Genomic DNA, 12,600 nt, shown 5'->3' on the forward strand with positions numbered 1-12,600 from the left:
AAGGGCCCCAAGATGAGCAAGACGGGATCAACGGTGATCACGCACGACAGCCACATTGCCGGCGAGGGACCGGTCTTGACGATCGGCGGGGAACCGCAGCCGGGTGCCGCGGGGACTTACCCGGTACACAATCCGGCCCGGCCGGCCGAGATCGTCGGCCATGCGCCGGCGGCAGACCGGGCCCAGCTCGACGCCGCGGTGTCGGCGGCACGGCGGGCAGCGCCGGCGTGGCGAGCGCTCAGCGTCGCCGAGCGGGCCGCCGCGCTCACCTCCGCGGCGGCCACTGCCGCCGAACAGCTGGTCGCGTGGGACGGCGCGCGGCTCTATACCCGTGAACACGGAAAAGTCCTCAGTGAGGCCAACTTTGAGATCAGCACCGGCCCGGGCCTGGCGGCGCTGATCGGCTCGATGGCCGAGGCGGCGCTGGCGTCGGAGCAGCTCGACCCGCGGTCGGCCTACCCGCGCCTGCAGCGGGAGCCGTTCGGCGTGGCCGCGCTGGTGCTGCCGTTTAACTGGCCGCTGGCGCTGACGATGACGAAGCTGACGTCGGCCCTGACGGCGGGTAACACCGCCGTCGTCAAGGTCCCGCCGACATGTCCACTGGCCGCCCTGCAGCTCGCCGGGGCGCTGGCCGCCGCACTACCACCGGGCGTGGTCAACGTGCTCGCCGGCCCGGGCAGTGACCTTGCCCAGGCGTTGGTCACTCACCCCGGCATCGACGTGATCTCACTGACCGGCGGCGTGGGCACCGGCCGCGCGGTCATGGCCGCGGCGGCGGCGCGGCTGACTCCGGTGTTGCTGGAGCTGGGCGGCAACGACGCGGCGATCATCGCCCCCGACCTCGCGGTCAGCGACGAGCTGGTGGAGCGGCTGGTGACGGCGACCTACACCACCGGCGGCCAGGTCTGTATGGCGATCAAGCGGCTCTACGCTCCGGTGCAACGGGCGGGCGAGCTGGCCGAGGCGGTGCTGGCCCGCTGTGAGCGGGAGGTGGTGGGCGATGGCCTCGCCGAGGAGACGACGCTGGGCCCGCTGCACACCGCGGCGGGGCGCAACCGGGTGACCGCGCTGGTCGGCGACGCCGAGGCGCGCGGCGCGTCGGTGCGAACCGCGGGGCGGATCCGCGAGGCCGACGCCGACGCGGCGGGATACTTCGTACTGCCGACCGTCGTCACCGATCTGGCGCCCGATTCGGCGCTGGCCACCGAGGAGCAGTTCGGCCCGGTGTTGCCGATCTTCGGTTACGACGACCTCGACGACGCCGTAACCGCGGCCAACGCAACCGAATTCGGTCTGACCGCGTCGGTGTGGACGGGTGACGATGCGCTCGCGGATCGGGTGGCGTCGCAGCTGGTGGCGGGCACGGTCAGCGTCAACTGTCACGGCTTGGCCGCCCAGGATCCGCGGCTGCCGTTCGGCGGCTGCGGCCAGTCGGGCATTGGCCGCGAACTCGGCATCGAGGGGATCCGGGCGTTCACTCAGGCCCGGGCATTCGTCCGGCACCCGGCGCCACGCTAACCCGAAGCGCTTGGGACATTGGGGATTTGGGGCCTACCGACCACCGGCCTGTCAGCCAGTTCGCGGCGGGACGTAGCACGTGTGCTACATTCGGTGGGGTGGCCACCGAGATCACCCAGCGCGAGCTTCGCAACAACAGCGGAGAGATCATGCGCAAGCTGGACCAGGGCGAATCCTTCGTCGTGACCCGCAATGGGGTTCCCGTCGGCGAGCTTTCGCCACTGCGTCGCCATCGATTCGTCAGCGCCGGGGCGGCGGTAGCAGCGTTCAAGGGCGCTCCGCGCATGGAGTTCGAACGCCTCCGAGCGGACCTGGACGGGATTGTTTCCCAGGAGATTACGCCTCGTGGCTAAGCCTGCTCGTGCCGCCCAAGGCCTCATCGACACGTCGGTGGTGATCGACCTGGATCACATCGACGTCGGGCAGCTGCCACGCGAACTCGCCGTGAGCGCCCTCACCATGGCAGAGCTCGCAGCCGGCCCGCACGCGACGGACGATGCGGCAGAGCGGGCGCGACGTCAAGACCGCCTCCAACGCGCCGAGGCCACCTTCGACCCGCTGCCGTTCGACCGCGAGGCCGCGAGGGCTTACGGACGCATCTATGCGGCCATCGTCGCGACCGGCCGCAGGGCTCGGGGCCCGCGGGCCGTCGATCTGCTGATCGCAGCCACCGCCCTCGCGGCCGACCTGCCCCTCTATACCCGCAATGTCGACGACTTCCGAGGCATCGATCACCTCCTGACCGTCGTCAGCGTTTGACATCCGCCGAGGCCCGGGAGCATCGCGTCGGGCCGCCGACCGCCAGTACCGGGCCGCGGCTCGACGGCAGGATCCGGCTGTCACCGGTTCGCCTGCACACCAAGCTGTTTGCGGTCACTCAGGGCTACGCGCGTACAGTAATTCGATGGCTGTCGCCCCGTCCAATGAGCGGATGATCGCCGGGGTCGCCGCCGCGGCCGTCTCGCTCGGGGTGGCCCAGCTGGTAGGCATCCCGTTCGGTGCACGAGCCGATGCGCGTACCGCGATCGGCTCGGCCGTCGTCGACCTGACACCGGTGCCGGTCAAAGAGTGGGCGATTGCGACCCTGGGCGCTCAGGACAAACTCTTCCTGGCCGTCGCCGTGCTCGTGGTGATCGCCACGATCGCCGCAATCGCCGGGACCCTCGAGACGCAGCGCCGACCGCTCGGTAGCGCGGTGATCGCCACGGCGGGGGTCCTCGGCTGCGTCGCGGTGCTGTCCCGGCAAGGGGCGACGGCACTGGACACGATCCCCACCGTCGCCGGCACCGCCTGCGGCGTGGCGACCCTGCGCTTGGTTACCCGCCGGTTCGGGCCCGGCCCGAAGGAACCGGACCGGCCCGATAACGGCCGGCGCAGGTTGGTGGTGTTCGGATTGCTCGGATTCGGAGTGGCCAGTGGCGTGCTGGGTGCGGTCATCACGCGGTTGGTGCACTCGGTGGCCGGCGACCGCAACAGCTTTGCGCTCCCCCGACCGCGAACACCGGCGCCGCCGATACCTGCCGATGTGCAACCGAACGGCGTTGCGCTACCAAGCTTTGTCACCGCCAGCGCCGACTTCTACCGGGTGGACACAGCGCTCAGCGTTCCCAACTCAGCCACGGCGACTGGCGGCTGCGCATCCACGGCATGGTGGACCGCGAAACCACCTACAGCTTCGCCGACCTCGCCCGCTTCGACGTCGTCGAAACGGTGACGACACTGACCTGTGTTTCGAATCCTGTTGGCGGCAAACTAATTTCGACTGGCGTCTGGACCGGATACCGGTTGGCCGATCTGCTGGCCGCGGCCGGTGTGCACCCCGACGCCGACATGGTTCTCTCGACCTCGATCGACGGGTTCACCGCCGGCACGCCGGTGGCGGCGCTCACCGATGGTCGCGACGCCCTGCTGGCGGTCGGCCTCAACGGTCAGCCGCTGCCGATCGAGCATGGCTACCCGGCGCGGCTGGTGGTGCCCGGCCTCTACGGATACGTGTCGGCCACCAAGTGGGTCGTCGACTTGGAGCTGACCCGCTTCGACAGAGCCAAGGCGTACTGGACGCGGCACGGCTGGGCGGCACAGGCGCCGATCAAGACCGAGTCTCGGATCGATGTGCCGAAAAATGGTCAGCGGGTGCCGGCGGGACCGGTGGTGTTCGGCGGTGTCGCGTGGGCCCAGATTCGTGGCGTGCGGGCCGTGGAAGTCCGCATCGACGACGGCGCATGGCAGCCCGCGCAACAAAGCGCGAGCTATTCCAACGCGACGTGGCGGTTGTGGAGCTTTCCCTGGCAGGCGAAAAGCCCTGGGAAACACACCATCACCGTGCGCGCCATCGACAACACCGGAGCTGTCCAAACCGCGGATCAGATTGATCCCGTCCCGGACGGCGCCACCGGCTGGCACACGGTGGCCTTCACCGTGGTCTAGCCGACAGTTTCCGCCAACTGAACACCGCGATGACGACGCCGATCAGCGCGGTGATCGGGCCGATGATGGACCAGGTCGTGGTGTTGCTCATTGGGCTACCCCCAAGCACGCCGAATCCCTGCAGCGCCCAGATCAGACCGAACAGCGCGACCAGCAACCCGATCGCGAACGTGACGACGAAAGTCCTTCTCATCCTGGGATGCTACGACCCGCAGTGAGTTCGGGCATCAGCGATTTCGACGTGGAGGGACGACAGCCTCTGCGCGTCAATCGGGGTGGTCGTCGTCGCGGTCGCTGAGGAATCGTTCGGGGTGGTGGTACGGGTTGGTGGGGGGCTGTCCGCGATCGAGGTGCGCCGGCGGTATCCATTCGGTGTCGCCTCGGGTGTTCTTGCGGGTGCGCCAGCCTTTTTCGGCGAGTCGGTTGTCGACTCCGCAGGCCAAGGTCAGCTCGTCGATGTCGGTGCGGCGGGTGGCCTTCAACCTTGCACGTGGTGGACTTGGCTGTGGTAAGCGGGGGCATCACATCCCGGTTTCGTGCAGCCTCGATCCCTGGCGTAGAGGACGATTCTCTGTGCGGGGGAAGCTAGGCGCTTGGTGTGATACAGCGCAAGCGCCTTGCCGCGATCAAAAATGGCCAAATAGTGGTGGGCGTGGCCTGCCCAGCGGATCACATCCGACATGGGCACCAAGCTGCCCCCGCCCGTCAGGCCCTTCCCGGAGGCGGCCTCGAGGTCGTTGAGGGTGGTGGTCACCACGATCGACACGGGTAAACCGTTGTGCTGACCCAACTCCCCCGACGCCAACAGCCCCCGCAATCCGGCAAGGAAGCCGTCATGGTTCCGCTGAGCCTGACTGCGGGTGTCGCGGCGCACCGCATCCTCATCGGGTGTCTCGTCCACGACGGCGGTTTGCTCGTCGGGGTTGCACGCCCCGGGGGCGGCCAGCTTGGCCAACACGGCCTCAACGGCGGCCCGCAACTCCGCGGTCAGCATGCCGCTGATCCGCGACATCCCGTCGAATTCCTGTTTCCCCAGCATGATCCCGCGCTTGCGGGCCCGCTGCTGCTCGCGCAATTCCCCGTCGGGGTTGAGCCAGTCCATGATTCGCTGGGCGTATTTGACCAACTCGTCGGGGCGATAGCTGCTGGCTCTGCGGGCCAGATCGGCGTCGGCGGCCTCCCGGGCGGCCAGGGGTCCACCTCGGCGGGCAGGTGGGCGAAGAAGCTGCGGATCACCCGGATGTGCTCTGCGCCGATCAGGCCGTCTCGTTGGGCGGCCGCGGTGGCGGACAACTGCGGCGCCAACCGCTCACCGGCCAGCGCCCGCCGCGGCCCGAGGTCAGCCGCTTCGTCGATGCGCCGCCCGGCCTCGACCTTGGTGATGCGCAACCGGTCGGCCAGCGCCGAACGCAGCGTGCCGCCCAGCTCTTCCTCGCCGGCCTGCGCGCCGAGCTGATTGATCAGCGCAAGCTGCGGGGTTCGCAGCCGCCGCGCCGCGCACTCCAAACGCTCCAGCGCACGCAATCGCTCGGGGGTGGTGAGCACCTCAAAAGACAACTCACACAACCGGTCCAGCTCCGCATCGAGCGCGTCGAAGACCTCGACGACGTCGTCACGACTGCTCGAACCCATGCCTGAAATCTTACGAACACCCACCGACAAGAATCACCGCCATGTGACCACTGAAACCACAGTGACACAAGGGATTACAGAGATCCGAGGGCCCAGATCCGTCGGATCCACCTAGTGGCACCGCGACCGAAACAACGCAACCCGCATATGGTTTCGGCGACCATGGTCCGCCCGCGACGGCCGACGCAGACTGGCTGGCTACAAATTCATCCCGGAGAACATAACCCGGCCAGGATCATATTTCTGCCGTACCGCACTCAGCCGGGCCAAATTCGGGCCGAAGTACCGTGACGGCGGCTGGCCTGCCTCAAGATAGTTCACATAGCCGCCGACCGAATACCGTTGCACCGCTTGGTGTGCGGTGTTGAGCCAACTGGTCGCCGCCGCCGGGGAACCGGCGTTTTCGACGTACCACTGCACCAGCGCGCCGTGCCGCCGCCACGGAAAGGCGGTGGCCCCCGGCGCCACACTGGCAAGGGAGCCGTCGAGGGCATGCATGATCGCCAACATGCGGCCCGCGTCGCGGGGAAAGGCGTCGACCGCCGCGGCGATCCCGGCAGCGACGGCCGGGTTGACGGTGGGAAAGACATCGGATCCGCCGACATACCCAAGCGGTGACGGGTTCAGGTTGTTGACGGCCAGATATCGCACCAGGTCCAGGTAATTGAAGGTGTGGTTCTCGGTACCGGTCGGTTGCGCGCCGGCGGCTGCCGTGATGGCGTTCGCCACGGCGCCACCGGACCCGGCCGGACAGGTCGCGAGGATACGGCAATGCGTACCAAGCGCATCGGTGGTGCTGTCGGCCAGCGCCCAGCTGTTCCGGTCGGCGGTACGCAGCCAGTTCTGCCAACCGACCAGGACCTGCGCGAACGACTGCGGTGGGAAATTGAGGTTCACCACGTCGACGTCTTTGGTGGCGAAAGTGGCAAAGGTCAGCGAAGTCGTCACCCCGAAGTTGCCGCCACCGCCGCCGCGCAGCGCCCAGAACAGGTCGGGATTGCTGGTCGCTGACGCGGTGACCGTCTGGCCGCTGGGTAGCACCACCGACGCCGATGTCAATTGGTCACACAGCAGACCCGCGTGCCGGGAATTGGCGCCCAGACCGCCGCCCAGGGCGTGTCCCGCGGCCCCGACTGTCGGGCAGGTACCCGTCGGGATGCCGCGGCCGACTTCGGCCAGCGCCTCGTGTATGGCGTACAAACCCGTCGCGGGCGCCACCGTGACCTGCCCGGTGGCGGCGTCGTAGTTGACTCCCCCGGGCAGCTGGCGTAGGTCGAGCACCATCACACCGTCGGCCGTGGACGCCCCGGTATAGGAGTGTCCGCCACCGCGCGCAGCAACCTTGAGATTGTGTGCGGCGGCGAAGGCCATCGCCTTCTGCACGTCGGCCGCCGATGCCGGGGTGACGATCACCGCCGGTGTCGAGCCGTTGTAGTTCGTGTTGAAAACCTGTTTGGCCGCCGCGAATTGGGGGTCGTCCGGGCGTACCACCCGGCCACCGACGGCCGCCGCCAGACCGTCCAAACCGGAGGTAGCGGGCTCCGCGGTAGCCCGGACCGGGCCTAGAACCGCGCCGGCGGCCAATGCCCCGGCGGCACCCCGCAGAAACATCTGACGCGAGAATTCACGAGCCAACGTCGGGCTCCGCCGATTGCGTCATGTCCGGCATTGTCGAGCATCGGGAACCCCGGTAGCGCATGACGTGTCGGGCCATGACCGGAACGTGCCCGAACCGTTACCCCCGCACGGACTCGCCCAATTCCACGACCACATCGACGACCGAGCACTCACGGATATGAACAACATGCTTTTCAAGATTCTGGCCACCCCCGATGGGTAGCCGGTGACGTCATGCCGCAGGCAATCGAGCCGGGCCACCGACTGGGCGCATGGCCTGCGCACCGATGTCGCGACACAGTTCGTCCCGAACCCGGTCCGACGACGGCCCGCAATACTCCGTTATGAGCTACTTATACTCATGCTATGAGTAAACGCCTGCAGGTCCTCCTCGACGCCGACGAATGGGAAGAACTGCAAAAGGTCGCGCGCCGGGATCGGACGACCGTCTCCGAGTGGGTTCGTCGCACCCTGCGGGAAGCGCGGGAGCGAGAACCGGGCGGCGATCTCGAGGCTAAGTTGCGCGCGGTCCGCACCGCCGTGCTTCACGAGTTTCCGGCACCCGACATCGAGCAGATGCTCGAAGAGACCGAACGCGGTTACCGGAAGCCGCCCGACGCAACACAGTGATCTTCGTCGACGCCAACATCCCGATGTACCTGGTGGGTGCCGCACACCCGCACAAGCTCGATGCGCAGCGCCTGCTGGAAGCCGCGCTCTCGGCCGGCGAACGGCTGGTCACCGACGCCGAGGTATTGCAGGAGATCTGCCACCGCTACGTCGCGATCAACCGGCGCGAGGCGATCCAGCCGGCCTTCGACGCGATCCTCGCCGTGGTCGACGAGGTGTTGCCGATCGGCCGCGCCGACGTCGAGCACGCGAAGGACACCCTGTTGCGCTATCCAGCCCTGTCGGCCAGGGATGCATTGCACGTGGCCGTCATGGTCCGGCACCACATCGCAACGCTCATGAGCTTCGGCCGCGGCTTCGACGCCTACCCGGGGATCACGCGACTGACCTAACCAGCCAACCTTATATTCATTGCATAGATAGCGCTAAAAGGCATTGACACCGCCGGAAAACCGACGATAGTCATCAAGTATGGCGCTGCTGCCAGACCCCGATCCCCGGCAGCGACAGCACGTCGTGATCTCGGTCGACGACCATGTCATCGAGCCGCCCGATATGTTCGCGGGGCGGCTGCCCGCCGCGCTGGCCGACCGCGCCCCGACGGTCGTCGAGACCGACGACGGGCGCCAGGTGTGGCGCTACGAGGGCCGGGAATACCCGAACATCGGGCTCAACGCGGTGATCGGCCGGCCGCGCGACGAATGGAGCATGGAAGCCGCCCGGTTCGACGAAATGCGCCGCGGCTGTTGGGATATCGACGCCCGCATCGCCGACATGGACCTCGCCGGCATCTGGGCGTCGCTGAACTTTCCGTCGCTGATCGCCGGGTTCGCGGGCACCGTGTTCTGGAAGAGCGACGACCTGGAGCTGGGGCTGGCCGTGCTGCGCGCCTGGAACGACTGGCACCTCGAGGCGTGGGCCGGCGCCTACCCGCAGCGGATCATCCCGCTGCAGCTGCCCTGGCTCGCCGACCCGCAGCTGGCCCCGGAGGAGATCCGCCGCAATGCCGCCCGCGGGTTCAAGGCGGTCAGCTTTCCCGAGTTGCCCGCGCAATGCGGCCTGCCCAGCTTGCATACCGGGGTCTGGGATCCATTCTTCGCCGCGTGCGAGGAGACCGACACGGTGTTGTGCCTGCACACCGGGTCGGCGCAGTGGGCGCCGATCCCCGCCTTCGACACCCCGTTCGAGACCATCACCACACTGTTCCCGGTCAACGGCCTGGTCGCCTGTGCGGACATGCTGTGGTCGGGCATTCCGGTGCGCTTCCCGCGGCTGAACATCACGCTGGCCGAGGGCGGCCTGGGCTGGGCGGCCATGCTCGGCGACCGCGCCGATTACGTTCTGGCGCACTCTGCTTCGGGCCACGAGGGCGGCTCGTGGAAAAGCGACCTGCTGCCCAGCGAGGTGCTGCGCCGCACCTTCTGGTTCTGCTCGATCGATGATCCGCACGCGTTCGGCGCGCTGGACGCGATCGGGGCCGACCGCATCCTCGTCGAAAGCGACTATCCGCACGCCGATTCGACCTGGCCCGACACCCAACAGGTCGTGGCGCGCAACGTCGCCGGCCTGTCGGCGGAGGACGCGGCCAAGATCACCCACCGCAACGCCGCACAGCTGTTCCGCCACCCGCTGCCCGACGACGGGTGGCTGATGGCCACCGGTTAGGAGGGGCCGATGCTCGACTTGTTGATCCGTGACGCCGAGATCGTCGACGGCACCGGCGCGCCCGCCCGCCACGGCGACGTCGGCGTCCGTGACGGGCGGATCGTCACCGTAGGAGAAAGCGATGATTCAGCGGCGAAAACGATTGACGCCCAAGGCCAGACGCTGGCGCCGGGATTCGTCGACCTGCACACCCACTACGACGCCCAGCTGTTCTGGGACCCGACCGCGAGCCCATCGGTGCAGCACGGGGTGACCACGGTCTTCGGCGGTAACTGCGGCTTCACGCTGGCGCCCGCCGCAGCCGACCAGCACGACTACCTCACCCGCATGCTGGCGCGGGTCGAGGGGATGCCGCTGGACGCGCTGCGCGCCGGCCTGGACTGGGGCTGGGCATCGTTCGGCGACTGGCTCGACCGCCTCCAGGGCCGCATCGCCGTCAATGCCGGCTTCCTGGTTGGTCATTCGGCGCTGCGGCTGGCGGCGATGGGTAACGACGCGGTCGGCGGCCAGGCCACCCTGGCACAGATCGACACCATGGTCGCGGTGCTGCACGACGCGCTGAACGCCGGCGCGCTCGGGCTGTCCACCTCGCAGTCACCCACCCACAACGATGGTTCCGGCCAGCCAGTGCCGTCGCGCAGCGCCTCCGGAGACGAACTGGTGGCGCTGGCCTCCGGCGTGCGCGACCACCCGGGCACGACGCTGGAGGCCATCATTCCCGGGTGCCTGTCCGGCTTCACCGATGACGACATCGCGCTGCTCACCGACATGTCCGTGGCCGCCGACCGGCCGCTGAACTGGAACCTGCTGGGTGTCTCGGCGGCCAACCCGGCGGGGCACGAAAAGCAGTTGCGCGCCTACGATGTCGCCGCCGAACGCGGCGGCCGGGTGGTGGCACTCACGTTGCCGCACGGCATGAAGATCCGGCTTTCGTTCCTGTCCGGTTTCGTGCTCGACGGGCTGCCCGGGTGGCGCGACATCATGCACCTGCCGGTGCCGCAGCGCCTGGCCGCGCTCGCCGACCCCGCGGTGCGTCGCCGGCTCGCCGAGGGCGCCGCCTCCAAGGAGGCGGGCATGCTGCGCGGCCTGGCGCAATGGGACCGGCTGGTCATCGTCGAGACGTTCGCGCCGGAGAACGCCGACGCCACGGGGCGCAGCGTCGGCGAGGTCGCGGCCGCCCGCGGCGGCGAGCCGTTCGACACGCTATTGGACATCGTGATCGCCGACGAGCTGCGCACCGGGCTGTCCCCGCCGCTGACCGGCGATGACGCCGCCGACTGGAAAATGCGCGCCGAGGTGTGGCGGCACCCGGGTGCGGTGATCGGCGGCTCGGACGCCGGCGCCCACCTGGACATGATGTGCGGCGCGATCTACACGACGTCGCTGCTGGGCAAGGGCGTGCGGGAGCACCGGGTGGTGACGCTGGAGGAAGCCGTGCGGTTGATCACCGACGTGCCGGCCCGGTTCTACGGGCTGACGCAGCGTGGCCGGATCGCGCCCGGCTGGCACGCCGACCTCGTGCTCTTCGACCCGGCGACCGTCGGCCACGGCCCCGAACGCACCCGCTACGACCTGCCGGCGGGCGCGCCCCGGTTGGTCGCCGACGCCCGCGGGATCAGCTCGGTGCTGGTCGGTGGGGTCGAGGTGTGCCGCGACGGCGTCGCCACCGGGGCGCTGCCCGGCACCGTGCTGCGGTCCGGGCGGGATACCGAGACGGTGTCGGCTCATGGCTGACCCGGCCCTCGACGAATTCGATCCGGCCGAGCTGCAGGGCGGGCTGCTCATGCAGGTCGAAAACGTGCACGAGCGGCTGCGCGAGGCACGCGCGCGACACCGGGTGATGCTCGGAAACCCCTTCACCGAGGTCAGGGCCGGGCAGATCGGCGATTTCGGGGTGACGGTGCTCGGCTACGACGAGTGCCAGACGGTGCTCACCCATCCGGATGCCTACTCCTCGTCGATCTACGAGCACATCATGGGCCCGGTCATGGGCCGCACCCTGCTGGAACTCGAGGGAGCCGAGCATCGGGCCAGCCGGGCGCTGGTGTCGCCGTCGTTCCGGTCCGCGCTGCTGGAACGATGGCGCACCGAGCTGGTGGAGGTGGTGGTCCATGAGCTGATCGACCGGTTCGCGCCACGCGGGCGCGCCGAGCTCGCCCGCGAGTTCGCCTTCGCGTTTCCGGTGCAGGTGATCGCGCGGATCATGGGCCTGCCGCGACAGGACTACCCGCAATTCCAGCGGCTGTCGATCGAGCTGCTCAATGTGGTCTACGACTGGGAGTGCGGGCTGGCCGCGTCGAGATCGCTGAAGGCCTACTTCACCGAAATCCTCGCCGCGCGCCGACGCAACCCGCAGGACGACCTGATCAGCACGCTTGCGGAGTCCGAGATCGACGGCGCACGGCTGACCGACGACGAGATCTTCGCGTTCCTGCTGCTGATCCTGCCCGCCGGAGTCGAGACGACCTACCGGGCCTCGGGCAACCTGCTGGTCGCGCTGCTCACCGATCCCGCCCTGCTGGACGCGCTGCGGGCCGATCGCGGGCTGGTCCGCGCCGCCTTCGAGGAGGCGTTGCGCTGGGAGCCGCCGATCACCACCGTGGTGCGGGTGGCGGTCGGCGACTGCGAGCTCGGCGGGATCGCGCTTCCGGCGGGAACCAACGTCAGCGTCAGCGTCGCGGCCGCGAATCGGGACCCGGCGCGCTATCCGGATCCGGACCGCTTCGATCCCGCCCGCACCAACATCGCGCACCTGACATTCGGTGGCGGCCCGCATCTATGCCTCGGCATGCACCTGGCGCGCATGGAGGCCGCGGTGGCGATCAACGCGCTGCTGGATCGGCTGCCGGGGCTGCAGCTGGACCCGAACGAGCCGACCCCGCATGTGGTCGGAGTCGCCTTCCGCTCACCGGCCGCGCTGCCGGTCGTCTTTACGCCGGCGCCGGCCTGACACCGGCCTCCCGCATGGCGCGTCGTCGGCGCGGCCAACTCACAGCTAACCCTTCGTCGAACGTGTACGTAGTGCGAAAAATTGCGCCGGATTTCGCAGTGAATACACGCTCGGGGCGGCTGGTGAACCAGACGGGGCTACAGATAGCCCGTCTGGTTCAC

The 12,600-nt window shown here is 68.8% G+C and carries 10 protein-coding genes and 2 pseudogenes; 9 read left to right on the forward strand and 3 right to left on the reverse strand.

Features of this window, described 5'->3' with window-relative positions; all coding sequences use genetic code 11:
- Window positions 1-12: 12 nt before the first annotated feature.
- The 4 genes and pseudogenes from B4U45_RS03180 (at window position 13) to B4U45_RS03195 (ending at window position 3,945) form a co-directional block, all read left to right on the forward strand.
- Window positions 13-1,518, forward strand: a complete 1,506-nt coding sequence (locus B4U45_RS03180; protein WP_082275194.1) for an aldehyde dehydrogenase family protein — start codon at window positions 13-15, stop codon at window positions 1,516-1,518.
- A 98-nt stretch (window positions 1,519-1,616) separates the two neighbouring features.
- Complete coding sequence (locus B4U45_RS03185) at window positions 1,617-1,871, forward strand: type II toxin-antitoxin system Phd/YefM family antitoxin (RefSeq protein WP_240316438.1); 255 nt, start codon at window positions 1,617-1,619, stop codon at window positions 1,869-1,871.
- Window positions 1,864-2,277 (forward strand): type II toxin-antitoxin system VapC family toxin, encoded by a 414-nt coding sequence (locus tag B4U45_RS03190; protein ID WP_075545256.1) that lies wholly within the window; start codon window positions 1,864-1,866, stop codon window positions 2,275-2,277. Before B4U45_RS03185 ends, B4U45_RS03190 begins: the two co-directional genes overlap by 8 nt.
- Window positions 2,278-2,422: 145 nt before the next feature.
- Window positions 2,423-3,945 (forward strand): annotated as a pseudogene (locus B4U45_RS03195) (molybdopterin-dependent oxidoreductase).
- Here the strand turns inward: B4U45_RS03195 and B4U45_RS03200 are convergent.
- The 3 genes and pseudogenes from B4U45_RS03200 to B4U45_RS03210 all read right to left on the reverse strand — a co-directional run bounded on the left by B4U45_RS03200 (window position 3,932) and on the right by B4U45_RS03210 (window position 7,212).
- A complete protein-coding gene (locus B4U45_RS03200; protein ID WP_075545257.1) occupies window positions 3,932-4,138 on the reverse strand; it encodes a hypothetical protein in 207 nt (68 codons plus the stop codon). The pseudogene B4U45_RS03195 and the gene B4U45_RS03200 overlap by 14 nt on opposite strands.
- A gap of 73 nt (window positions 4,139-4,211) precedes the next feature.
- Window positions 4,212-5,577 (reverse strand): annotated as a pseudogene (locus tag B4U45_RS03205) (HNH endonuclease signature motif containing protein).
- A gap of 198 nt (window positions 5,578-5,775) precedes the next feature.
- Window positions 5,776-7,212, reverse strand: a complete 1,437-nt coding sequence (locus B4U45_RS03210; protein ID WP_075545259.1) for an FAD-dependent oxidoreductase — start codon at window positions 7,210-7,212, stop codon at window positions 5,776-5,778.
- 348 nt (window positions 7,213-7,560) lie between these two features.
- On the opposite strand from B4U45_RS03210, the gene B4U45_RS03215 reads away from it, so the two are divergent.
- From B4U45_RS03215 to B4U45_RS03235, 5 genes are all read left to right on the forward strand, one after another.
- On the forward strand, window positions 7,561-7,824 hold the full coding sequence (locus B4U45_RS03215; protein ID WP_075545260.1) for an antitoxin: 264 nt from the start codon (window positions 7,561-7,563) through the stop codon (window positions 7,822-7,824).
- Window positions 7,821-8,216, forward strand: coding sequence for a type II toxin-antitoxin system VapC family toxin (locus B4U45_RS03220; RefSeq protein ID WP_075545261.1), 396 nt, complete (start codon window positions 7,821-7,823; stop codon window positions 8,214-8,216). The genes B4U45_RS03215 and B4U45_RS03220 overlap by 4 nt, the downstream gene beginning before the upstream one ends.
- 79 nt (window positions 8,217-8,295) lie before the next feature.
- A complete protein-coding gene (locus B4U45_RS03225; protein ID WP_075545262.1) occupies window positions 8,296-9,489 on the forward strand; it encodes an amidohydrolase family protein in 1,194 nt (397 codons plus the stop codon).
- Between the two features lie 9 nt (window positions 9,490-9,498).
- Entirely contained in the window at window positions 9,499-11,223 is a 1,725-nt protein-coding gene (locus B4U45_RS03230) for an N-acyl-D-amino-acid deacylase family protein (RefSeq protein WP_075545263.1), read from the forward strand.
- The gene (locus B4U45_RS03235; RefSeq protein WP_075545264.1) at window positions 11,216-12,439 is read left to right on the forward strand and encodes a cytochrome P450; all 1,224 of its coding nucleotides are present in this window, start codon (window positions 11,216-11,218) and stop codon (window positions 12,437-12,439) included. The genes B4U45_RS03230 and B4U45_RS03235 overlap by 8 nt, the downstream gene beginning before the upstream one ends.
- The last annotated feature ends 161 nt before the right edge of the window (window positions 12,440-12,600 follow it).

This window comes from Mycobacterium persicum, assembly GCF_002086915.1.
Lineage (GTDB): Bacteria > Actinomycetota > Actinomycetes > Mycobacteriales > Mycobacteriaceae > Mycobacterium > Mycobacterium persicum.

Excerpts from the sequence above, each read along its gene's own strand:
- B4U45_RS03180 (WP_082275194.1), top strand. The coding sequence starts at position 13 with ATGAGCAAGACGGGATCAACGGTGATCACGCACGACAGCCACATTGCC.
- B4U45_RS03200 (WP_075545257.1), bottom strand. The coding sequence starts at position 4,138 with ATGAGAAGGACTTTCGTCGTCACGTTCGCGATCGGGTTGCTGGTCGCG.
- B4U45_RS03215 (WP_075545260.1), top strand. The coding sequence starts at position 7,561 with ATGAGTAAACGCCTGCAGGTCCTCCTCGACGCCGACGAATGGGAAGAA.
- B4U45_RS03225 (WP_075545262.1), top strand. The coding sequence starts at position 8,296 with ATGGCGCTGCTGCCAGACCCCGATCCCCGGCAGCGACAGCACGTCGTG.
- B4U45_RS03230 (WP_075545263.1), top strand. The coding sequence starts at position 9,499 with ATGCTCGACTTGTTGATCCGTGACGCCGAGATCGTCGACGGCACCGGC.
- B4U45_RS03235 (WP_075545264.1), top strand. The coding sequence starts at position 11,216 with ATGGCTGACCCGGCCCTCGACGAATTCGATCCGGCCGAGCTGCAGGGC.